Below are 22280 nucleotides of genomic sequence, written 5' to 3' on the forward strand. Positions count from 1 at the left end.
GGGGAAGGAAGGAATGAACGCAGCGGAGCCGATTGCCGAAGCGGGCCGTCCGCGCTGGTGCCTCAACTGCTGCGCCCCGCTGAGCGGAGCGTATTGCTCCAATTGCGGCCAGAAGGCGGAGGTGCACCGTTCGCTTGGCGCCTTCGGCAGCGATCTGATCGCAAGCCTGTTCAATTTCGACGGCAAATTCTGGCGGACGCTGCCGATGCTCGCCTGGTGTCCGGGCGACCTCACCCGTCGCTACGTCGAGGGCGAGCGGGTCCGCTACATCTCGCCGGTCGGCCTCTACCTCTTCACCGTCTTCCTGATGTTCGCGGTGCTTGGCGTCACCGGCACCATGCCGACGATCAGCGATCCACAGAATTTCTACGCCGAAGCCGTGCGCGAAGAGCAGGCAAACCTGCAGAAGTTGCAGGCGGAGCGAGCACGGCTGCGGGCCGGGGATGCGGGCATTGCGCAGGTGGAACTGCGGATAGAGCGAGCGAAGTCGGACATTGCCGATCTGGAAAAGCTTCGATCCGGAAGCTCCGACGCGCCCATTCAGGGACTGAACGGAAGCCCCGAGTGGGTGCGACGTGCGGTGACCAAGGCAGCCGCCGATCCGCAGCAGGCAATGACCAAGGTTCAGGAAGCCGCGTCGACCTACAGTTGGCTGCTTATTCCGCTGTCGGTTCCGGCCTTGCGGCTGCTGTTTCCGCTACGGCGGCGCAAGATGTTCGATCACACCGTCTTCGTGACCTACTCGCTCGCCTTCATGATGCTGCTGGTCATCCTCGGCGGCTTGATGTCGGCCATCGGTGCCGGCGGCTACATCCCCTGGCTGGCGCTGATCCCGCCGTGGCATATCTATCGCCAGCTGAAGGGCGCTTACCGACTGAACAGGACAGGGGCGCTGGTCCGTACGATCCTGCTGCTGTTCGCTGCGGCAACCATCCTGCTGCTGTGGATGGGGATCGTCACGGCGGTCGGTGCTCTGACCTGAAAGGTCAGGCCCGGCAGGGGAATTTCTGGGCCGAGATCCGGATCATCGCCTCGGTCATGTCAATGCGGGCCCGTTCCGCCTGGGGAATGGCGGACAACCGCTTCATGAATTCGTCGCTGCTCATGCTCTGCTTGCCTTCGGGCGGGCAGGAGCGGGGCTTGCCACCGGCCTTCAGGGTTGCGAGCCGGATGTCCCTCGCGCGCTGGCCCGCAGCCTGGCCTTCCGTCATCAGGGCCTTGATCTCGCCACGGCTGAACAGCGCCATCGGCCCCTTCTTCACCAAGGCGGTGGCTCGCTTGTGAAAGACTTCCGCGTTCATGGATTGGGCGGCGGCGGCCGACGGCACCAGCAATGCGAAGACGGCAAGCAACAGGGATGGGCGCATCGGTCCTCCGGAGGTGATGCCGGTCAGCGCCGGCAGGGATATTTGCGTTGAAGCACCAGCAGCATGGCGTCTTTGAGGCTCATGCGCTGGCGCTGGGCGGAGGGAATTGCCTCCAGCCCGCGGATGAACTCCATATTGCCCAGCTCCGCGCGCGGCTTGGGCGAGCAATAGAGGATCGGGCGGCGGGCGCGCTCGGCGGCCTCGCGGTCGAGCCGGATCGAATCGCCGGCCCGAACCGCTTCGGCCCGGAGGCGCTTATAGTCGGCGTCGAACAGCGCGAGCGGGCCCTTGGCGACCAATCGATTCGCGCGATCGAGAAAGTGCTGCGCAGTCCCGGACCCGGCCGCCAGGGTCGGCGAGGCGATCAGCAGCAACGGAAGCAAGAACAGTCGGTGCAAAGAGATGAGCCCTTCTCCGCGGTGACGCGAAGAAGGGCTTATCTGTTTGAACGCGAAGTGAACAAAGCGCGCGCTCAGGCGCCCGCCGGAGCCGCCCCGCCCAGACCTCCCGCGGGCTTGCGGCTTTTCGGAACGGACGATCCCGCGGTCGGAATGGCCGGCCGTGCGCTGCTCGAGCCGCGATCGATGGAACCGCCGTCCAGGACGATCCGGATTTCGTCGCCACTGAGCGTCTCATACTCAAGCAATGCTTTGGCCAGCGTTTCTAGCTCTTCGCTATGCTCGGTTAGCACCTGCTTGGCGCGGTCGTAGCCAGTGTCGACGATGCGCCGAATTTCCTTGTCGATCAGCTGCGCGGTCTCGTTCGACATCTGCTTCTGCCGGTTCATGGAATAGCCCAGGAACACTTCCTCGTCGGCGTCGGCGTATTGCAACGGCCCGAGCGCATCCGACATACCCCAGCGGGTGACCATGTCGCGGGCCAGGCTGGTGGCATATTGGATATCGGATGATGCGCCCGAACTGACCTTGTCGTAGCCGAAAATGACTTCCTCGGCGACGCGCCCGCCCATGGCGACGGCCAGGTTCGCGTACATCTTGTCCCGATGATAGCTGTAATTGTCGCGTTCCGGCAGGCGCATCACCATGCCGAGCGCGCGGCCGCGCGGAATGATCGTGGCCTTGTGGATCGGATCAGACGCCGCCTCGTGTAGCGCGACCACGGCGTGGCCGGCCTCATGGTAGGCGGTCATCTTCTTCTCATCCTCGGTCATGACCATGGACTTGCGCTCGGTCCCCATCATGACCTTGTCCTTGGCTTCCTCGAACTCCTGCATGGCGACCAGCCGCTTGCCCTTGCGGGCGGCCAGCAACGCCGCTTCGTTGACGAGATTAGCAAGGTCAGCGCCCGAGAAGCCCGGCGTGCCGCGGGCGATGGTGCGCGCATCCACATCGGGCGCCAGCGGCACCTTTTTCATGTGCACCCCAAGGATCTGCTCGCGGCCCTCGATGTCGGGGCGCGGCACGACCACCTGGCGGTCGAACCGGCCGGGGCGCAGCAGGGCCGGGTCCAGCACGTCCGGACGGTTGGTCGCGGCGATGATGATGATGCCCTCGTTCGCCTCGAAGCCGTCCATTTCGACCAGCAGCTGGTTCAGAGTCTGCTCGCGCTCGTCGTTGCCATTGCCGAGGCCCGCGCCGCGGTGACGGCCGACCGCATCGATCTCATCGATGAAGACGATGCAGGGCGCGGACTTCTTGGCCTGCTCGAACATGTCGCGCACGCGGCTCGCGCCGACGCCGACGAACATCTCGACGAAGTCGGAGCCGGAGATGGTGAAGAAGGGCACGCCCGCCTCACCCGCGATGGCGCGGGCCAGCAGCGTCTTGCCGGTTCCGGGCGACCCGACCAGTAGCGCGCCCTTCGGAATCTTGCCGCCAAGGCGCGCAAACTTGCCCGGATCCTTCAGATACTCGACGATTTCCTGCAGCTCTTCGCGCGCTTCATCAATGCCGGCCACATCGGCAAAGGTCACGCGGCCTTCCTTCTGGGTCAGCATCCGGGCCCGGCTCTTGCCAAAGCCCATGGCGCCACCGCCGGCATTCTTCTGCATCTGACGCATGATGAAGAAGCTGACGCCTAGGATCAAAATGAACGGCAGCGACTGGTACAACAGGATCAGCCAGAAGCTCGACTGCTCGGCTTCTTTCGCCTGCACCGTCACGCCCTTGCCGATCAGCCGGTCGGTGACCTGCGCATCGGCCGGGGCGGTGGTACGAAAATTCTGTCCGTTGGCGAGCTTGCCGGTGATCACCTGCATGCCAGTGGTTCCGGCGGCGGTGGTGACCGAGCGAACGTTGCCTTCGTCGACCTGGCGCACGAAATCGGAATAAGCGATCGGATCGCCCTGCGCCGCGCGGCTGCCGCCGTCGATCATCTGCGCAAACAACACCAGCCCGAACAGGACCGCTGCCCAAATGAGCAGGCTCTTGGTCCAGGGGTTGCCGGGCTTCTTTTCCTTGTCGTTCATCTGTTCCCGAGTCCGCTGAGAATGGTCGACCTGCAATGTAGGACCGGACCGGTGAATAACAACCGAATGCTGCGGGGCCCGGCTTGCCTACCCGTGCATCGGGCGCAGCGCTTCCTCGGCGCTGGTCCGAAGATCGCCGAGGCGCTGCTGCTGGTCGGCCCGGTTCTGCAGCGCGCCGGCGCTGGCGTTCAGCATCTGGACGGCGATATCCAGCTTCTGGAGATCTGTGCCATGCCGCATCAGCATGTCGGCGTCGGCACAAAGCGCCTCCCCCAACTGCTCGAGCAGACGGGCCGCAAGCTGCAGGTGAAACGGCACCGACAGGGGTTCCGCAGCCCGCCGCGCGGACCCCGCGCCCGGGGCAGGGTTGGCCATCCAGTCGCGCACCGAGACGCCGCCGTCGAACGCCACCCCGCAGCGCGCTCCGTCGGTCCACACCACGGTTCCGCCCACCTGCAACCGGCCGCGCGACAAGCGGACGGTGGCTCCCCGGACGGGGAGGACGGCCGCCTGAACCATCGCGCCGCTCGGGGACAGGTTGCGGATCTTGACCGGCTGCTGGCCTTCGCCGGCCGACGACATGGTTGCTGCAAGAAACAGGTTGGTTCGCGGGGCGCGCGTCTCACCGTCGCCGACGATCGTCTCGACCGTGATCATGACGCCAGTTCTCGCATGACTACCGGATGGTGCAGCCGTCGTTAAGGAAGGTGTACAGATATGTCCGAAGCGGTGGCAATCGACGAGACGAGTCCGTTCCGCGATGGGACGAGCTGGAACAATAGGGTTTTGTTAACGATGATACCGCTAACCAACCGGATTGTTTCACGAGGAGTGGCGATGCGCCTTTTTGCCTTCGTCTGCTGGATGTTTGCGTTTGCGGCTCAGCCAGCGTTCGCGGCTTCGTCGCCGGAATTGAAGCCATTGGAGCAGCGGCTGTCCTGGTTGCTGGCGGGGCGGAGCGGCGACATCGGCCTTGCGGCGCTTGACCTCACGACAGGTGAAACCGTCAGCATCAACGGCAATCAGCCCTATCCCATGGCCAGCACGGTCAAGATCGCCGTCGCGGCCGCTTACCTTGCGCAAGTCGATCATGGCCGGCGCTCGTTGCGGGATCGGATCGGCAGCCGCACCGCCGATCAGCTGATCCAGGCGATGATGATCCGCAGCGACAATTACGCCACCGACCTGTTGATCCGGGACCTGGGCGGCCCGCGCAGCGTGCAGACGTGGCTGAACTTCAACGGAATGCACGGCATTCGCGTAGACCGCACCATTGCGCGCCTTCTGGCCGACAAGCGGGACCTGTGGGACATCCGCGATTCCAGCACGCCCGAAGCGATGGTCGCACTGCTTCGCACGCTCGATCGCGGCAACGTCCTGAAGTCGCCCAGCCGCCAGTATCTGTTGACCACCATGGGGCGCTGCATCACCGGCAAGAACCGCATTCGCGGCCTGATGCCCTATGGTGCGCAGGTACAGAACAAGACTGGGACGCTGAACAATTACACCAGCGACGTCGGCTATATCACGATGCCGGACGGGCGCCGGGTCGCGGTGGCCTTCTTCGCCCGGGGCGGGTCCGACCGGCCGCGTTCCATCGCCGAAGCCGCCCGGGCCGTCTATGATGGGTTCGCCGTCCGCGTACGCAGTTTCATGTCCGGCGGGCGCGACCCGCTGGCGCCCCTTGGGACCGGCGCGCTCCCCTGATCTCCCGCCGCAGGGTCCAGCAATCGCCGCCGCTCAACACAAGTCCGCCAAGGGTGCAGCGGCCCCCTGCCGACAGTTTCGCCACCGCGCGCTGCAGGTCGGCGCCGCGCGGCGGCGGAGCGCCCAATTGCTTCATCGCCGCAATAAGCAGCCGCCGTTGCAACTCGGGCGGAAGATCGCCTGCTGCCATGGTCACCGTCCCGTCCTTGGCTTCCATCCGCTCGGCGGCGAGTTGCTGGACCGTCCAGCGTAAGGCCACGTCGACTTCGCCAAGCCAGCTTGCGCTGGCCGCCAGCGCCTCGGGATCGAGGACGGGCAGTTGGCGAAGCGCAGCGCGCGCCTTGGTCCGGTCGTGGCGCAGGTCGCGGTTGGCCGGGTCGTCCACCGCCTCCAGCCCTGCACGCTCCACCAAAGTCACCAGTTCCTGCTTGCGCCAGCGCAAGAGCGGGCGGACCAAGCGAGTCCCCGGCGCCAGTTCCCGGCTTTCGCGAACGCCGGCAAGGCCGCCAACGCCCGCGCCGCGAGCCAACCGCATCAGCAGCGTTTCGGCCTGATCGTCCAAGTGATGAGCGGTCAAAAGGGCGACGATGCCGCGCTTGGCCGACCAGGTCGCCAGTGCTTCGTACCGCGCTTGGCGCGCCCGGGCCTGCACACTTGCGCCCGGTGCCACGGTGACTGGCAGAATTGCGTGAGGCACGCCCAACCGGTCGCAGATCCGTGAAACGCCCGCCGCTTCTGCCGCGCTTTCGGGCCGGAGGCGGTGATCGATCGTCGCTGCCACAACCTGGTCTGGGCGAGCGGCCGCCGCAAGGAGCAGGAGCGCCAGGCTGTCAGGGCCGCCGGACACGGCAACGCCGATTTGATCGCCCGGCGAGACCAGCCGGTCGAGATCGGCGCAGAAACGAGACAGGTCGTCGGGCGGGATCGTCATGAGACGGATTGAACCAGCTGGGGATTTACGCCCGCTTGCGTCTTTCCGACCCTTCCCGCAACCGGGAAGTTGATCCGGCTAGCGGCAGCCCGCCTTGCTTTTGGCGGCCGGCAGCAGGTTCTTGAGGTCGGCGCGCAGGTTGGCGCCGTAAACCTCTTCCAGCTCCGCATAGGCCTTGCACGCCTGGGTCGACTGCTTCAGCGCGACCAGTGCCTGGCCGAGGTAATAGAGGCTGTCGGGCGCACGTTCGCCGCGCGGATTTCCGCGATAGTTGGCAAGCAGGGCTTCGGCCGCCGCCCGGTGCTCGCCCTTGTCGAGCATCGCCCGTCCGGCAAGATTGTTGGCCCAGCTGACCCGGCGGTGGCCGGGAAATGCCGAGGCCATCGCCCGCAGCGCTGAAACGGCCTGATCGTAACGCTTCTGGGTCCATAGCTGGTAGCCGACATCGTACGCCGCCTCGCCGTCCGCGGCGAAGTTGCCGGTCGCCGCCGGCAGCGCCGTGGCCGAACGCGCGGGTTCCGCAGCCGCGCTGCCAGTCCCGCCGCCGGCCGCCGGAGCCGGTGTCGTGGCGGCTGCGGGAGCGCCACGCTCCAGTGCGCGGAGGCGCCCGTCGCTGTCGGCGCGAACGCGCGCCAGCTCAGCCTCCATGGTCGCCAGCCGGTTGCCGTTCTCCTCCGACAGGCGGGTGATCTCGGCCAGCTGCCGTTCGATGTTGTCGAGCCGGTTGGACAGGGCCGTCACCACCACCTGACTGGCAGCGGGATCGTCCGACACGCCCGCCGTGCTGGCGGGCTGGCCACCCGGAAAGACCCGTCCCTGCAGCTGACGCACCTGCCGTTCCAGCCGATCGACCCGCTGCTCGGGGCTCAGCTGGCGCTGCGCCGCGGCCGGGGCAGCGGCGAGGAGAAGGGAAAGAACGGCGGAGGAAAGCAGGAGGCGCATGATCTATCTGTCTCTTGAAAGGTCGAACCGGTCCGGAAGGCTGCTCATAGACTGCCTTGCGCGCCGATGAATCAGGGACGTGGCGGGGCCGGTTGCGGAAGCGCCGTTGCGCCGCCGCCACGCATCAGGTCGGCGGGCAGCAGGCTGACGTCGCGCACGGTGGTGGCGGCAGGCCCGACCGGCGGCGCGTCCGCGGTTCCGACCGAAATACGGATGGCTTCCGGACGGCCCGTCCGAAGCACCGGCGCGGTCGCGGTGGCCGGCACCTCATAGCTCTGCCCGGCCGCCAGTTCGCCCTGGAACAGCGACGGCCCTCCGGCCCGCTCGGACACCTGAAGCCAGGTCGGCTCGTTGGCGGTGATCACCACCGGACCAGTCGGCGTGGCAGCCGGAGCCGAGGCAGGCGCCCCCGCTGCAGGCGCTACGGCGGTGTCGGCTGGGCCCTCGGCGACTACCGGCGTTTCTTCGCCCTGCAGGTCGCGCTGGCGCATGAACAGGAAGAAAGCGGCGACGGCCAGCACCGCGAGCACTGCCACCAGCACCAGCCATTTGGGCATGACCCGCGCGGGATCGACGGGCTCGAACACCTCGGGCGAAGAGGTCGCGCGCCCCGGCAGCCCGGCCATTTCGGCGCGCAACGCCTCGCCGATTTCCGTCCGGTCCAGCCCGACCGCGCCGGCGTAGGATTTGGCGAAGCCGACCGTGTAGGTGATCGCTGGAAGCTTCGACCAGTCGCTCGCCTCCAGGCTTTGCAGATGCCGGGTCGGAATGCGGGTCCGGGCCGCGATGTCCTCAAGGCTAATCTTTTCGGCCTCGCGCGCGGCCTTCAGGCGCTCGCCTACCGTTTGCCTTGCCGGTCCTTCGAATTCCGTTTCTTCGGCCATGCCGTTCCCCGCCCGGTGACGCACTCGCTCCGCGCCTTGTTGTGGAGGCGGCCAGCGCTGTCAACGCTTGCGCTTCGCTTCGTTAGCCCAGCGCCACGCCCTGTCGTTTCGCCCAGTCGGTCAGCGTCTTGCGCATGTCGCGGGGTGGCCGGGCGAGCAGGGTCTCCAGCTTGGCCCGCGCCGCGGACGCATCGAGCGATCGGATCATGGCCTTGACTGCGCCGACGGCGGCCGGGGTGATCGAGAAATTGTCGATGCCGATGCCGATCAGCGCCAGCGCCTCCAGCGGACGGCCGCCCATCTCCCCGCAGACCCGGACCGGGACCCCCGCTTCGGTTGCTTGCCGTGTGACTCGCCGCAGAAAGCGCAGGATTGCCGGGCTAAGCCAGTCATATCGCTCGGCCAGCCGCGGGTCGGCGCGATCGGCGGCGAACAGGAATTGAGTCAGGTCGTTGGTGCCGATCGACAGGAAGTCGACCCGCGGCAGGATCAGGTCGAGCACTTCGGCGAGGCTCGGCACCTCCAGCATGGCGCCGAACTCGACCCGCTCGGGCGCGGGTCGCTTGTTGGCGCGCGCCCAGGCGATCTGTTCCTCGAACAAGGTCCGGGCCGCTTCATATTCCCATGGCTCGGAGACCATCGGGAACATGACCCTGAGCACCCGTCGGTCGGCGGCTTCGATCAAGGCCCGTGCCTGCGCCTTCATCAGTGCGGTGCGGGACAGCGACAGGCGCAGCGCGCGCCAGCCCATTGCCGGGTTTTCGGATTCGTCCTTTTCATCGATCAGATAGGGCAGCGCCTTGTCGCCGCCGATGTCGACCGTGCGAAATACCACCGGTCGGTCGCCAGCCGCGTCGAGCACGGAGCGGTAAAGGCGCATCTGGCTGTCCCGGCCGGGCAGGGTCGCCGATACGAGGAACTGGAATTCCGTCCGGAACAGGCCAATGCCGTCGGCCCCGGTCTGTTCGAGCAACGAAGCATCTTCCGCCAATCCCGCATTCACCATCAGGGTGCAGCGACGGCCATCGCGGGTGATCGGCGGCTCGGCACGAATGGCGGCATATTCCGCCCGCCGCCGCTGGCTCATCGCCATGCGGTTGTCGAAGCCCGTCGCGGTCTGGCCGGTCGGGCGGACGACAATGCTGCCCTGGTCGCCATCGACCAGCACCATGTCGCCTTCGTTCGCGATGTGCCGGATATCGGGCACCCGGCCGATCACCGGGACGCCGATGGCGCGGGCGACGATCACCATGTGACTGGTCAGCGAGCCTTCTTCCAGCACCACCGCGCGCAGCCGGCGGCGATCATATTCCAGCAGTTCGGCGGGCCCCATGTTGCGCGCGATCAGCACCGTGTCGCGATTGAGCCCCGTTTGCGCGGCCGTACCCAGCCGCCCGGAGACGATCCGGAGAAGGCGGTTCGACAGATCCTCCAGGTCGTGCATCCGCTCCTTCAGCAGCGGATCGTCGATCTCCTGCATCCGGGCGCGGGTGCGCTGCTGGACCCGCTCGATCGCGGCCTCGGCGGTGAGACCACTGTCGATCGCCTCGTTGATCCGCCGCGACCAGCCCTCGTCGTAGGCGAACATCTTGTAGGTCTCGAGGATCTCCTGATGCTCGCCGGCAGTGCCGAATTCGGCCTCCCGCGTCATATGCTCGATCTGCTCGCGCATCTTGCGGAACGCGGAATAGACCCGCGCCCGCTCCAACTCGGTGTCCTCGGCGACCGTGTGCTCGACCAGGACGCGGGGCTGGTGAAACACCGCACTGCCACGGGCCATTCCGGCGACCAGCTTCAGGCCGGCCAGGCGGACCATGCCTTCCCGGCTGCGCCCGCGGTCCGATCCATCGACCAGCCGGGCCCCGGCGATCAGTTCGGACAACACCATCGCCACCGTCTGCAGCGCCTCGATCTCGACCTCGTCATAGCGACGAGCCTCGGCGTGCTGGACGGCGAGCACGCCGATGGCGGCTTCGCGGCGAACGATGGGAACGCCGGCGAAGCTGTGGAAACTCTCTTCGCCCGTTTCCGGCCGATAGGCGAAGGCCGGATGGGAGGAAGCCTCCGCGAGGTTGAGGATTCGGCCCTCCGCCGCGATCGAGCCCACCAGCCCCTGGCCGAGCGCCAGCTTGGTCACGTGCACCGCTTCCTTGCGCAGGCCGTGGGTGGCGAACAGCTCGAGGCTGTTGTCGCGCAACAGGTAGATGGAACAGACCTCGCTCTTCATCGCCTCGGCGATGAGGTCCACCACATGATCGAGCTTGGCTTGCGCCGTCGCCCGCTTGGCCATCACGTCGTGAAGCCCGGTCAGGATCTCACGAGCGGAACTGGCGGCGGCGGTGGGCATGCGAACGGGCTAACAGGAACCTGCCCAAGCGCCAAGCGAGCGGTAGAAGCGGGGCTGGCGGCAAGAACGACCGGCCCCGTCTTCAGGCCGTTACTGGGCGACCGGCGCCGCCGCGCTGACCGTCATCGGACCGGGCGCCGCCGACGCGATCGACAGCTGGACGTCTTCGTCGACGAAACCCTTTACCGCCGCACCCATAGGCACGCGGGCGCTGGTCCCCGTCATGAAGAAGCCGGCCGGGGCGAAGACGATCGCAGAGACCGCAACCGCGCCGATGCCACCGGCCACGCCCTTGTCGTCGAACGCGCCGCTGAGGCGAATCTGGCGGCCGTTGACGGTCACGTAAAGGACGCGGGCGCCCAGGTGGCCGGACTTGCCCCACATGCCCTTGTTGCGGACCGAGATGATCTCGCCCACCGCCGGGCTGCCGACCGGAATGACCGTGACGCCCTGAACCATAACCGGCGAGGCAACCTCCATCCGGAACCGCTGGCCAACGCGCAGCATCTTGCCCTTGGTGGTCAGCTCTTCCATCAACTTAAGTGGCACTTCCGTGCCGGTCCGCAGGACGGCGTTGCTGGTGGCAGGCGCGGCGATCGGCGGTGCGGAAACTGGCGCAAGGACCTGCGCGGCAGCGGCGGCCGGCGCGCACAACAGCGCGCAGGCGATGAAAGCCTTCGACATTATGAAAATCCCCCTGAAACACTTGAACTATTCGGCACGGCCCGATGGGCGGGCAAGTCGTAACAGCTCGTTAAAGTCCGTCCAGCAGCAAGCAATTAACGATTTATTCCAGCCGAGGCTGTGACTTCGAAGACACGAGATCGTTCCTGATCAGAGCCGGCGCTTATCGATATACAAATAGTCGGGCGAAAAGCCGGCGATGCTGCGGAGCTTCTCGCGGTCGCGAATGAAGACCCGGCCACTGCGAAACTCGACGGCATCCTGGTCACGCAGCAGCTGTAACGTCCGATTCACGTGCACGGAGGTGATGCCGAGGCAGTGCCCCAGCTCCTCCTGGGTCAGCTGCAGGTCGAACACGCCACCGTTGGCAAGCCCGACGATGCCCAGCCGCACCTCCATTTCGCAGAACAGATGCGCCATTCGCTCCAGCGCGCTGCGCTGTCCCAGCGACACTTCCCATTCGCGGTGGATCGACGCGTCGAGATTGGTCTGGAACCAGTAAAGCCGGGTGAGATGGGGATGTTGTTCGGTCAGCCGGATAAGCCGTTCGTGCGGCACGATCGCGATCTGGCAGCGGGTGATCGTCGCCACGTCGTGATCCAGATTCTTCAAGGTGAAACTGTGAAGGTCGGCAAAGTCGCCGGCCACATGAATTTCGGTAACCTGACGCGCTCCGGTCGGCAGGTCCTTGTAGCGGACCATCAGGCCCTTGAGCAGGAGCGTGCTGAACTCCAGCGTCACCCCACGCTGTACAGCGACATGATCGGCCGGAAGGTCGCGCACTTCGCTGACCAGCGAGCGGATCGCAGCCTCCTCGTCTGGGCTGATGTCGTCGCGGGCCCGAAGGCGCTTCAGATGCGCATCGATCATGCCTCGCAGCCAGGCAGGTGGAGGGATAGGGCCTCGGCAAACGGGACGGTGGCGCAGGTGGCTCGCCCGCCGTCGGCAATCTCGATCCGGCCGTTCAGGTCCAGCCGCCCCTTCAGCACTTCCTCCGACAGGATCGACCGCACACTCACCACCGCCGCTTCGCGCGCCGAATCGATGTCCGGATAATCATGTCCCTCTTCGTCGTGGACGAAACCGAAATGGTTGAACAGATGAAGGTAATAGCGTGGCACGACCCGCAGAACGCGTGGTCGCCATTCTTGTTCGACGCACGCAAAAAAGGCCGCCCAACCGGTTGGGCGGCCTTTTTCAGTTCGTTGTGCCGATTTAGAAGCGCTGACCGACCGTCAGGAAACCCGAGATATCCTGGCCGCCATCGCGACCGACCGTGGTGCTGGCACCGACGTTGGCGTCGATCCCGGCAAAGGTCGTCCGCAACCCGGCTGTCACCGTGCCATAGCTGCGGTCCCAGTCGATGCCGGGGACGGCATAGGGCAGGGTGTCGATCGTCTGCAGCTCGGCCGTCGGGTCGCGCCGGACCTTGTTGAATTCCCGGTCGTAGGTTGCACGGATGTAGGGGCTGGTCACCTCGTTCACCGCATAGCTTGCGTGAAGGCCGGCGCTGCCGAGCAGGGAATTATACTTCTGCTTGCCGAAGCGGATGGCAGTGGAAAGATCGCCGTTCGATTCCGAATAGCCGTCGATCCGCACCTTCTGGGAAGTCAGCCCGACCACCGGACCCGCGGTGAGGGCCCCGAACGCAAAGTTGGCGCCCGCCTGCGCGGCGAGCGTCACGTTGCGGCCGTCGGGCGAGCCGCTGTGGACACGCGTTGCCGTTCCAAGACGGACCTCGCGATCGACGTCGGCGTCGAGCCAGCTGTAGCTGGCCTGGCCGTTCGCCCAGAAGGTCGAGCCGGAATAACCCGCGAACACACCCAGCGTCTTGTCGGTCTGCCGCGCGTCGCCACCCTGGGCCGACAGGTCGAACTTGGTCCGGCCCCATCCGCCGAATGCGCCGAGCGCCAGATCGCCGCTCGCCCAGTCGAGGCCGAGCAACAGACCCGGGCCCTTGTTCTCCGTCCGGTCATCGCCCTGCACGTCGTAACGGCCGCTTGCCCACCAGCGCAGGCCCTGGCCCTCGCCGCCGGCGAAATGCTGGGCGACCCGGTCGGCGCGACTGCGGCCGGTGATCGCGGAATTATGCGACAGCTGCGAAATCAGGCGCGGCGCCTCGATTACGGAGATCGCATATTGCGCGACGACCCGATGCGCTGCGGTCGTCGGGTGGACGCCGTCGGCGAAGAGATATTCGTTCGGCGCATTGGGCGTCGCGTAGCTGGTGGGGTTGCAGGTCAGCGAATTGGCGGTGATCTGCGGGTTGCAGGCCGTGCCGGTGACGTTGACGATGCCATAGGCCCGGGGGTCTGCGACCACCTCCTGAATAAGGCTGAAGGTGTTGAGCGGGATGACCCGCAGGCCGGCCGCCCCAAGGGCCGCGAACAAGCCATTATTGTAGCTGGTCACGAGGGCGGTGCCCTGCGCCTGCGCCAGCGGCCCTTGCGCGCGGAACGCCGGAGTGACGCCGAAGTCCGGAACGGTCGGCACCAGGATATATTTGGCGCCCGCATCGGTCAGGGTCTGCACGATCCCGACCTGCGCGGCGATGGCCGACGGCACCACGACGGCCGGATTGGCGCCGGCATTCGTAACGGTGAACAGGTCGTTCGCGCCGCCCCATACGGTGTAAAGCGCGTTGGGATTGGCATCGCCGCCGTTGCTGGCGAGATAAGTGTTCACCTGGGTCGCGAGCGACGGAATGGGACCAAGCGCGCCCACCGTGTCCACGCCCACGCGGGCCCCGCCGGCCGCGTAATTGTCGCCGGTCTGGCCGTTGCCGTTAGGATCGGAATTGGTACCGTAGAAATCGGCCAGAACCTGGGCCCAGACATCGCCCGGATTGGTGGTGAACTGGCCGGTGAACGGCTGCACGCTGACCGGCAGCAACGGCCGGAAGAAGCCCGCATCGGTCAGGCTGTCGCCAAAAAAGACGGTCTGATTGAACGTGTCGCGCGCCGCGGCCGGAGTGGCCAACAGTGCGGAAGCGAGCAGGGCGGCGCGGGCCGCATTGAATTTAAACATGAATCCCTCCCCCGAGGTATAAATTGCGATGACGCCGACGTTCCACGCCCCATGACGACTTGCAAGGGAGCCATTCGGCCACCTCCGCACTCCGCGTGGAAGCGTTGCCCTTTTGTGACGCTTTCAGCCGCGACGGGCGAGTGCGGTGGCGGCTTCCTCCACCAACTCGGCGATAATCGCGGTCGTAGGCTCTTCCTGTTTCACCATGCCGACCGATTGGCCGGCCATGACGCTGCCCGTTTCCACATCGCCGTCGATGACCGCGCGGCGCAGCGCTCCCGCCCAGTAATGCTCGATCTGCAGCTGCGCTTCGGCCATCTCCAGCGCCTTGCCGTCCAGCTGATCGGCGATCTCGCGCTGCTTGGCGGCGAACCGCTCGGTTTCCTTGTTCTTGAGCGCTCGCACCGGGATTACGGGCAGGCGAGGGTCAAGCTGCACGCTCGGTACCGCGTCGCGGGCCGAGGCGCGGATGAAGGCTTTCTTGAAGTTGGGATGGGCGATGCTCTCGGTCGCGCAGACGAACCGCGTGCCGAGTTGCACGCCGGCCGCGCCCATCTCCAGATAGGCCGCGATTGCCTCGCCCCGGCCGATGCCGCCGGCGACGAACACCGGAATATCGTTGCAGATGTGCGGCAGGATCTCCTGCGCCAGGACGCTGGTCGAAACCGGCCCGATGTGACCACCGGCCTCCATGCCTTCGATCACGATCGCGTCCGCGCCCGAGCGCATCAGCTTCTTGGCGAGCGAGAGTGCCGGGGCAAAGGCTATCAACTTGGCGCCGGTGCCCTTGATCTTCTCGATCGCTCCGCCCGGCGGGAGCCCGCCCGCCAGCACCACATGGCCGACGCCATGCTTCGCGGTCACGTCGATCAGATCGGACAGCATCGGATGCAGGGTGATGAGGTTGACGCCGAACGGCTTGTCCGTCCGCGCCTTGGTTTCCGCGATTTCCGTATCGAGCAGATCGGGCGTCATCGCCCCGCATGCGATCACACCGAACCCGCCCGCATTGCTGATCGCCGACACCAGGTTGCGCTCCGACACCCAACTCATCGCTCCGCCCATGATGGCGTGCTCGGTGCCGAGGAAATCCGTGCCGCGCTTCCACAGCTCGGCCAGTCGTTGTTCGCTCAAGAAACCTGTTCCTTGTCCAGGCCGAAGGCGGTGTGCAGCACCCGCACGGCCAGTTCCAGTTCGTCCAGCGCAACCAGCGCGCTGACCTTGATCTCGCTCGCGGTGACCGCCAGCAGATTGATGCGCCGCTCGGCGAGCGTATCGAACATGCGCGCCGCCAGTTCCGGGTTTGAACGGATGCCGACGCCGACAATGCTCACCTTGGCCACCTGGTCGTCGGTCAACAGCGCTTGGTAGCCGATGTCGCCCTTCCAGTTCTCGATCGCAGCCACCGCTTGCCCAAGGCTCGCCCGGGGCACGGTGAAGGTCAGATCGCTCGCTCCTGCATTCGGGGTTGCGGCATGCACGATCATGTCGACGCTGATCCCCGCCTCGGCAAGCGGCTTGATCACGGCTGCGACCGTGCCCGGCTTGTCGGCGATCCCGGTCAGCGTGATGCGCGCTTCATTGCGGTCGGCGGCGATGCCGGCGATGGCGTGGCGTTCCATGGCGGGGTCGAGTTCCTCTACGATTTCGGTGCCGGGCGCGTCCTCGAACGCTGACAATACACGCAGGGGCAGCTTTTCGCGCATCGCCAGCCCGACGCTGCGCACCTGCAGCACCTTGGCGCCGACACCGGCCAATTCCAGCATCTCTTCGAACGTGATCTGATCCAGCTTGCGTGCCCGCGGCACGATCCGCGGGTCGGTGGTATAGACGCCGTCCACGTCCGTGTAGATGTCGCAGCGGTCGGCCTTGACCCCGGCCGCGATCGCCACCGCGCTGGTGTCCGATCCGCCGCGGCCGAGCGTCGCGATGCGCCCATCCTCGCTGACGCCCTGAAAGCCGGGGATGACGCACACGGTGCCGGCCTTCAGCGCCTCGTCCAGCGCGCCGCTTTCGACCGCTTCGACCCGCGCGTTGCCGTGCGTGCCGCTGGCTTTCAGCAGCTGCCAGCCCATGAAGCTGCGCGCCTCCAGTCCCATGTTCTGCAGGGTCATCGCCAGCAGCCCGGCGGTGACCTGCTCGCCACTCGCCACTACCACGTCATATTCGCGCGGGTCATGGAGCGCGGCCGCCTCGCGGCACAGCTGCACCAGCCGGTCGGTCTCGCCGGCCATGGCGCTGACGACCACCAGCACCTGATTGCCCGCCTGCGCCTCGCGCCGAACCAGCGCCGCGACGTTCAGGATGCGCTCGATCCCCGCCATGGAGGTGCCGCCGAATTTCATCACGATGCGGGGCATGGTGGGCGCGAGAGTTCCTTGGGTTGAAAGCCGCGCCCTGTTAGGGGTGAGGCATGGCTGAAACAAGTACGAGCGAGGGCCTGTCCCAGGCGCCCACCAGCATCGTGGCCCGCGAGGCCGAGCACTTCGGCGCCATGGCGGGCGACTGGTGGGATCCCGACGGCGCCTCGGCCATGCTGCACAAGTTGAATCCCGTGCGCCTCGCCTACATCCGCGACAAGGTCGACCAGCACTGGCAGTCGGACGAGCGCTCGCTCCGCCCATTGGCCGGCAGGACCGCGCTGGACGTCGGCTGCGGCGCGGGCCTGTTGTGCGAACCGCTCGCCCGACTGGGTGCGCAGGTCACGGGGGTCGACGCGGCCCCTGAACTGATCGCTGCCGCCCGCGAACATGCGCAGAGGCAGGGCCTGTCCATCACCTATCGGGCCTGCGGGGTGGAGGAGCTGGAGGGCCAATTCGATCTCGTGACGGCGATGGAAGTGATCGAGCACGTCGCCTCGCCGTCGGCCTTTCTGCGCTCGTTAGCGCTCCGCCTCGCTCCCGGCGGACTGTTGATCCTGAGCACGCCCAACCGCACGGCGTGGTCGAAGCTGCTGACCATCACCCTGGCCGAAGGCTTGGGACGCATTCCCAAGGGCACTCACGATTATGACAGCTTCATTCCGCCCGACCGCATGACGGCGCTCCTGGCGGACGCGGGGCTGAAGGTCTGCGATATGGAGGGTATCGCCGTCTCGCCAGCGCGCGGACTGCACCTCAGCGAGGATTTGCGGCTGAACTATCTGGTCGCCGCAGTTCCGCTAAACGGCTGATCGGCCGCCAAGCCACCGGCGTTTCCCCGTCGTTGCTGCCAGCGGTCCAGGCGCGATGGGTGGCCTTAGGAACGTTCGCCCCTAGGAATAGGAGCGAAGCGGCCGGTAACGCGCACGGCGGACTTCGCCGGCAAGCAAGTGGCTCTTCAGCTTCTTGCGCAAGCGCTCAGCCCCGTCGACGCTTTGCGCGACCAGGCGAACGCCGCCTTCGGGCAGGTTCTCCAATGCCGAGATACCGACCTTGGCGGCCTGGCAGTGGGCGATGGCGGTGGCCTCGTCGATCTTCAGGTTGAGAACGCGGCTCATGCGGCGGCGCTCGTAGTGCTGTCGTTCGAGAAGATGAAAGTCATGGGGCAGCTCCGGCTATTGGTAGCGGGAGCGCAAAAGGTCTCTCAGCCGCGCAGCCTACCGACAAGATCATCCGCGCGATGGGTCGGCATTACCACGGCGGCGGCAGGACGCCTAATCGCGCTAGAAATCGACCTTGTCGTAATGGGTCGGCGGAACGATGACGTCCATTCGCTCGCCCAATAGCGGACGGAACGACGGGCGCGACTTCATTACCGAATACCAGTCCTTGGTCTGCTTGTGCCCGCGCCAGTCGACGGCGCCGAGATAGTCGATCACCGACAGATGCGCGGCGGCGGCGAAATCGGCCAGGCTGAGCGAGGCACCCGCGATCCAGCGGCGATGGTCCAGCAGATAATCGACATAATCCAGATGGTTGTTGGCAACCCGCATGGCGTCGCGCAGGATGCGGGTGTCGGGGCTTTCGTGGCTGACCAGCCGCTTCCTCATCCGCTCGACCATCAGCGGTTCGACCACTTCGCGGAACAGCTTCTGGTCGAACCATTCCACCAGCCGACGGATTTCCGCCCGCATCACGGCATTGCCATTGATCAGCGGCATCCGGTCGATCGTTTCTTCGAAGAATTCGGCGATCGGCTGAGATCCGATCAGGGTGATGCCCTGGTCCGGCTCGACCAGCACCGGCGTTTCGCCCGCCGGGTTCAGATCGACGAACTCGTCCCGCCGCTCCCATGGATGCTCGCGCAGCAGCTCCACCGCCACGCCCTTCTCCGCCATCACCAGACGAACCTTGCGGGAAAAGGGGCACAGGGGAAATTGAAGTAGCTGCCACATGGGGCGGAAGCTTTAGCGCGCTGTGGAGTGGCGTCTATACTCGTGCGTCATCGCGGGGACCGCAGCGACGCGGCAACCCAGCGGCGTGAGGTCCCATTGGTCCGCGCACCCTCGCGACGACGAAGACAGCTATCGCTTCGGATAAACGGGCGAAGGCGCGTTGGCGATGGCTTTCTCCATCTCCTCCCCGGCCTCACGCAACGCCCGGCTGATCACCGGCCAGGACCGGGCCATCGCCTGGGTGCCGGCCTTCAGCGTGCCGGTGCTGGCAGCGATGCTTTGGTCCAGCTCGCGCTCGTCCATGCCGGTCGCGTCCTTCAGCGTCTTGGTGCGGTCCCGTTGGGTGACCGGCCGGCCTTCGACCGCCGCTTCCAGCTCGCCCACCGGCAGGTTGAGAAAGGCGCGGCTCATCGCCCGAAGCATCGGTTGCAGCCGGTCGACGACCTGACCGCTCGCCACCTCGGGCGGCAAGTGCTGCGGCACCGCGGTCTGGGCAGCGGCCGGCGTTGCGAGCAGCAGCAAGGGGAGGATCATTAGGCGCATGGTCGGTTCCCGAATCGAATTACCAGGGCCAATCTACACCCGAAGCCTTGTGCTTGCCTGAACGTCCGTTCAGCGCAGTGTCAGCCAGACGAGTGCCGCCGCGCCTGCGATGATGCGGTACCAGGCGAACGGGCCGAACCCGTACCGCGTTACGAAGCCGACGAACAATTTTACCACGATCAACGCCACGACGAACGACACCGCCGATCCAATCAGAATATTGCCGTACATCTCGGCCGGCACCCGGTCGTGGTTCTTGGCGAGATAATAAACGGTTGCCCCGCTCAACGTTGGCATGGCGAGAAAGAAACTGAACTCGGCGGCGGTCTTGCGGTCGACGCCAAGGCTCATGGCGCCAAGGATGGTGGCGCCCGACCGCGACACGCCGGGGATCATCGCCAGGCACTGGACCAGCCCGACCCCCGCCGACTGACGCAGCGTCAGCTTGTGCACGCCCCCGCATTCCTGCGGCTTAACCTTGCGTTCGATCACTAGGATCGCGACCCCGCCGATGATCAGCGCCCAGGCCACCACCAGCGCGTTCGCCAGCAGCGCCTCGATATAGTCGCCGATGATCAGCGCCAGCACGATCGCCGGCACGCAGGCAACCATCAGGTTACGGGTGAACCGCCAGGCATCGGGGTCGCGGCGAAACAGGCCGACAAAGACGTCGAAGAACGTGCGCCAATACAGCACGATGATCGCCAGGATCGCGCCGGGCTGGATGGCGACGTTGAAGGCTTCCCAATCCTCGGCGCGAAAGCCGAGCAACTCGGTCGCGAGGATGAGGTGGCCGGTGGAGCTGACCGGCAGATATTCGGTAAGACCCTCGACGACGCCGAGGATGATGACCAGCCAGAGGATCGGCACGCTGTGGACTTAGCCTGCGCTCGATTGGCTGGCGCGGTGCTTGCCCTGAAACCGCCCGCCCTTGTGGAACCGGCCCAGCCAGTCGGGCGCGACCGCCGCCAGCGGGGTCGGCGCGATTCCGAACGCTTCCAGTCCCGGCATGCCGTCGTGCACCACATTGTCCTTGGCCAGCATCAGCCACTGATCCCGGGTCATCGGCGCGCCCGGCAGAAAGCCCAGCCGGCTCATCGCTTCGCCCACGAAGTCCGGAAGGTCGATGATTTCCGGCTTCTGCCCCGCGGCCGCTGCGATGGCGGCGTTCAGCTGATGCATGGTCATGACCTCAGGGCCACCGATCTCGTACGTGCGACCGCCATGATCTTCCGGATCGAGCGCCGCCTGCGCGATCGCCTGCGCCAGGTCGCGGACATAGACCGGCTGGAACTTCCGGCCGGCTGCAAGCACCGGCAGGAAGGGCATCCGCGCCATTCCCGCGAAGCGATTGGTGAGCTGATCCTCCTGGCCGAACACCAGGCTTGGCCGGATGATCGTCGCGGTATCGAAGCCCGCCAGCACCGCCGCTTCGCCCTTGCCCTTGGTCGAACCATACGCCGACGGGCTGCTCGGATCGGCATTGATGGCGGAGATGTGGACGAAGCTTGCCGCCCCCGCCTCGCGGGCACGCCGGGCGGCATGACCCGGCGCATCGACATGGATCGCCTGCAGGTTGCCGCTGAACACTCCGACCAGGTTGATGACGCCCCATGCGCCGTCGACCGCGCGATCCAAAGTCTCCGCCCGGGTCATGTCGACGCTCATGACATCGAGCTGCCCGACAGCGGCGAGGGGCTGAAGGAAATAGGCCTGCCGCGGGTTGCGCTGTGCAACCCGCAGCCGGACACCCGTCTTCAGCAGCTGCTCGCAAACATACCGGCCGATAAAGCCGCCGCCGCCAAGCACCGTGATGATGCGGGTTCGCCAGTCAATCGCAGGGTCGATCATGGGGCGTTGCCCTAGCGCCCGGCAGGGGAGTGGACAAGGCGAACGGAAGGCCAGTGATATTTTGATGGCCCGAGGCGTTGACAGCTTGCCCCACCCCCTTCTAAGCGCCGCCGCCTACCAGCGAAACAACAAGCTCCTGTGCCCAGGTGGCGGAATTGGTAGACGCACCAGCTTCAGGTGCTGGCGCTCGCAAGGGCGTGGAGGTTCGAGTCCTCTCCTGGGCACCACGGCTTCCTGAGCAGGAGCCATTTCCTCCAGGTAACCGAAACCGCAGTTCGTCGGCTTGTCGAAGGGCCGATTGCCCGGCCCGACCCTCATCGCTAGCCAATGAAGGTGGGCGGCCGGCATCGGGGCAGGCGGCCGGGGGGCCAGTAAATGCTTGAGATCGCCAACCTTTCGCACACCTACGCCAATGGCACGGTGGCGTTGGACGATGTGAACCTGTCCCTTCCGCGCGGCATGTTCGGGCTCCTTGGACCGAATGGCGCGGGCAAGTCGACGCTGATGCGGACCGTCGCGACGCTGCAGGCGCCAACGGCCGGGTCGATCCGGTTCGGCGACATCGACGTCCTGGCGGAGCCGGATCGGCTGCGGCGGACGCTTGGCTACCTCCCGCAGGATTTCGGCGTGTATCCGCGCGTCTCCGCCTACGCGATGCTGGATCAGATGGCGGTGCTGAAAGGCGTCACCGCCAAGTCCGAGCGCAAGGCGGTGGTCGAAACGCTGCTCAATCAGACCAACCTGTGGGCGGTGCGCGACAAGTCGATCGCCGGTTTCTCTGGGGGCATGCGCCAACGGTTCGGGATTGCCCAGGCGCTGATCGGCAACCCGGAATTGATCATCGTCGACGAGCCGACCGCGGGGCTGGACCCGGAAGAGCGCAACCGCTTCCTTAACCTGCTGGCCGCGATCGGCGACAATGTGGTGGTGATCCTGTCGACCCACATCGTCGACGACGTCGCAGACCTTTGTCCGCGGATGGCCGTGCTGGCCAATGGCCGCCTGCAGCTGGAAGGCCGGCCGGCGGACCTGATCGCTTCGACCCGGGGCAAGGTGTGGCGCAAGGCGATCAGCCATGCCGAGCTGGAACAGTACCAGGCCGATCATGAAGTGATCTCGACCCGCCTGTTCGCCGGGCAAACCATCATCCATGTCCTGTCCGATACGCCGATCGCGGGGTTCGACCCGGTCGAGGGCGGGCTGGAAGACGTTTATTTCTCGACCCTGTCCACCGTTCGCCGGGCGGCCTGAGCG

23 protein-coding genes and 1 tRNA gene are annotated in these 22280 nt (G+C 66.2%); 5 read left to right on the forward strand and 19 right to left on the reverse strand.

Features of this window, described 5'->3' with window-relative positions; translation table 11 throughout:
• The first annotated feature begins 13 nt into the window (after positions 1–13).
• Positions 14–982: a DUF3667 domain-containing protein gene (locus tag AC4GYS_RS05305; protein WP_491108049.1), complete on the forward strand. Its 969-nt coding sequence runs from the start codon at positions 14–16 to the stop codon at positions 980–982.
• A 4-nt stretch (positions 983–986) separates the two neighbouring features.
• On the opposite strand, the gene AC4GYS_RS05310 is transcribed toward AC4GYS_RS05305, so the two are convergent.
• The 4 genes from AC4GYS_RS05310 to AC4GYS_RS05325 all read right to left on the reverse strand — a co-directional run bounded on the left by AC4GYS_RS05310 (position 987) and on the right by AC4GYS_RS05325 (position 4452).
• Positions 987–1367, reverse strand: coding sequence for a hypothetical protein (locus AC4GYS_RS05310; RefSeq protein ID WP_491108050.1), 381 nt, complete (start codon positions 1365–1367; stop codon positions 987–989).
• Between the two features lie 23 nt (positions 1368–1390).
• On the reverse strand, positions 1391–1765 hold the full coding sequence (locus AC4GYS_RS05315) for a hypothetical protein (RefSeq protein WP_491108051.1): 375 nt from the start codon (positions 1763–1765) through the stop codon (positions 1391–1393).
• A 74-nt stretch (positions 1766–1839) separates the two neighbouring features.
• The gene (ftsH, locus tag AC4GYS_RS05320; protein WP_491108052.1) at positions 1840–3795 is read right to left on the reverse strand and encodes an ATP-dependent zinc metalloprotease FtsH; all 1956 of its coding nucleotides are present in this window, start codon (positions 3793–3795) and stop codon (positions 1840–1842) included.
• A gap of 87 nt (positions 3796–3882) precedes the next feature.
• Positions 3883–4452 carry a PilZ domain-containing protein gene (locus tag AC4GYS_RS05325; protein ID WP_491108053.1) on the reverse strand — a complete coding sequence of 190 codons (570 nt, stop codon included), beginning with the start codon at positions 4450–4452 and terminating at the stop codon, positions 3883–3885.
• 180 nt (positions 4453–4632) lie between these two features.
• On the opposite strand from AC4GYS_RS05325, the gene AC4GYS_RS05330 reads away from it, so the two are divergent.
• The gene (locus AC4GYS_RS05330; protein WP_491108054.1) at positions 4633–5502 is read left to right on the forward strand and encodes a serine hydrolase; all 870 of its coding nucleotides are present in this window, start codon (positions 4633–4635) and stop codon (positions 5500–5502) included.
• Here the strand turns inward: AC4GYS_RS05330 and tilS are convergent.
• The 10 genes from tilS to AC4GYS_RS05380 form a co-directional block, all read right to left on the reverse strand.
• Positions 5447–6433, reverse strand: coding sequence for a tRNA lysidine(34) synthetase TilS (gene tilS / locus AC4GYS_RS05335; RefSeq protein WP_491108055.1), 987 nt, complete (start codon positions 6431–6433; stop codon positions 5447–5449). The genes AC4GYS_RS05330 and tilS overlap by 56 nt on opposite strands.
• A 78-nt stretch (positions 6434–6511) precedes the next feature.
• Positions 6512–7375, reverse strand: coding sequence for a tol-pal system YbgF family protein (locus AC4GYS_RS05340; RefSeq protein WP_491108056.1), 864 nt, complete (start codon positions 7373–7375; stop codon positions 6512–6514).
• Between the two features lie 71 nt (positions 7376–7446).
• Positions 7447–8259, reverse strand: coding sequence for a helix-turn-helix domain-containing protein (locus AC4GYS_RS05345; RefSeq protein WP_491108057.1), 813 nt, complete (start codon positions 8257–8259; stop codon positions 7447–7449).
• Between the two features lie 82 nt (positions 8260–8341).
• On the reverse strand, positions 8342–10606 hold the full coding sequence (gene ptsP / locus AC4GYS_RS05350) for a phosphoenolpyruvate--protein phosphotransferase (RefSeq protein WP_491108058.1): 2265 nt from the start codon (positions 10604–10606) through the stop codon (positions 8342–8344).
• A gap of 90 nt (positions 10607–10696) precedes the next feature.
• A complete protein-coding gene (locus AC4GYS_RS05355; protein ID WP_491108059.1) occupies positions 10697–11290 on the reverse strand; it encodes a hypothetical protein in 594 nt (197 codons plus the stop codon).
• 150 nt (positions 11291–11440) lie between these two features.
• On the reverse strand, positions 11441–12160 hold the full coding sequence (locus AC4GYS_RS05360) for a Crp/Fnr family transcriptional regulator (protein WP_491108060.1): 720 nt from the start codon (positions 12158–12160) through the stop codon (positions 11441–11443).
• Complete coding sequence (locus tag AC4GYS_RS05365; RefSeq protein ID WP_491108061.1) at positions 12157–12411, reverse strand: DUF6894 family protein; 255 nt, start codon at positions 12409–12411, stop codon at positions 12157–12159. Before AC4GYS_RS05365 ends, AC4GYS_RS05360 begins: the two co-directional genes overlap by 4 nt.
• A 94-nt stretch (positions 12412–12505) precedes the next feature.
• Positions 12506–14317: an autotransporter domain-containing protein gene (locus AC4GYS_RS05370; RefSeq protein WP_491108062.1), complete on the reverse strand. Its 1812-nt coding sequence runs from the start codon at positions 14315–14317 to the stop codon at positions 12506–12508.
• Positions 14318–14440: 123 nt separating this feature from the next.
• Positions 14441–15451 carry an NAD(P)H-dependent flavin oxidoreductase gene (locus AC4GYS_RS05375; RefSeq protein ID WP_491108063.1) on the reverse strand — a complete coding sequence of 337 codons (1011 nt, stop codon included), beginning with the start codon at positions 15449–15451 and terminating at the stop codon, positions 14441–14443.
• Positions 15448–16677 (reverse strand): aspartate kinase, encoded by a 1230-nt coding sequence (locus tag AC4GYS_RS05380; RefSeq protein ID WP_491108064.1) that lies wholly within the window; start codon positions 16675–16677, stop codon positions 15448–15450. The genes AC4GYS_RS05375 and AC4GYS_RS05380 overlap by 4 nt, the downstream gene beginning before the upstream one ends.
• Positions 16678–16730: 53 nt before the next feature.
• On the opposite strand from AC4GYS_RS05380, the gene ubiG reads away from it, so the two are divergent.
• A complete protein-coding gene (gene ubiG, locus AC4GYS_RS05385; RefSeq protein WP_491108065.1) occupies positions 16731–17489 on the forward strand; it encodes a bifunctional 2-polyprenyl-6-hydroxyphenol methylase/3-demethylubiquinol 3-O-methyltransferase UbiG in 759 nt (252 codons plus the stop codon).
• Positions 17490–17570: 81 nt separating this feature from the next.
• Here ubiG and AC4GYS_RS05390 read toward each other — a convergent pair whose 3' ends face one another.
• From AC4GYS_RS05390 to AC4GYS_RS05410, 5 genes are all read right to left on the reverse strand, one after another.
• Positions 17571–17795 carry a hypothetical protein gene (locus tag AC4GYS_RS05390; protein WP_491108066.1) on the reverse strand — a complete coding sequence of 75 codons (225 nt, stop codon included), beginning with the start codon at positions 17793–17795 and terminating at the stop codon, positions 17571–17573.
• A 165-nt stretch (positions 17796–17960) separates the two neighbouring features.
• Positions 17961–18632: a glutathione S-transferase family protein gene (locus tag AC4GYS_RS05395; protein WP_491108067.1), complete on the reverse strand. Its 672-nt coding sequence runs from the start codon at positions 18630–18632 to the stop codon at positions 17961–17963.
• 129 nt (positions 18633–18761) lie between these two features.
• The gene (locus AC4GYS_RS05400) at positions 18762–19175 is read right to left on the reverse strand and encodes a hypothetical protein (RefSeq protein WP_491108068.1); all 414 of its coding nucleotides are present in this window, start codon (positions 19173–19175) and stop codon (positions 18762–18764) included.
• A 69-nt stretch (positions 19176–19244) separates the two neighbouring features.
• Entirely contained in the window at positions 19245–20045 is an 801-nt protein-coding gene (locus AC4GYS_RS05405) for an undecaprenyl-diphosphate phosphatase (protein WP_491108069.1), read from the reverse strand.
• A 9-nt stretch (positions 20046–20054) separates the two neighbouring features.
• Positions 20055–21026, reverse strand: coding sequence for a complex I NDUFA9 subunit family protein (locus tag AC4GYS_RS05410; protein WP_491108070.1), 972 nt, complete (start codon positions 21024–21026; stop codon positions 20055–20057).
• A gap of 140 nt (positions 21027–21166) precedes the next feature.
• On the opposite strand from AC4GYS_RS05410, the gene AC4GYS_RS05415 reads away from it, so the two are divergent.
• Together AC4GYS_RS05415 and AC4GYS_RS05420 are read left to right on the forward strand one after the other, a co-directional pair.
• A tRNA-Leu gene (locus tag AC4GYS_RS05415) sits at positions 21167–21253 on the forward strand.
• 148 nt (positions 21254–21401) lie between these two features.
• Positions 21402–22277, forward strand: a complete 876-nt coding sequence (locus tag AC4GYS_RS05420) for an ABC transporter ATP-binding protein (protein WP_491108071.1) — start codon at positions 21402–21404, stop codon at positions 22275–22277.
• The last annotated feature ends 3 nt before the right edge of the window (positions 22278–22280 follow it).

The organism is Sphingomonas sp. SP1 (genome assembly GCF_058313395.1).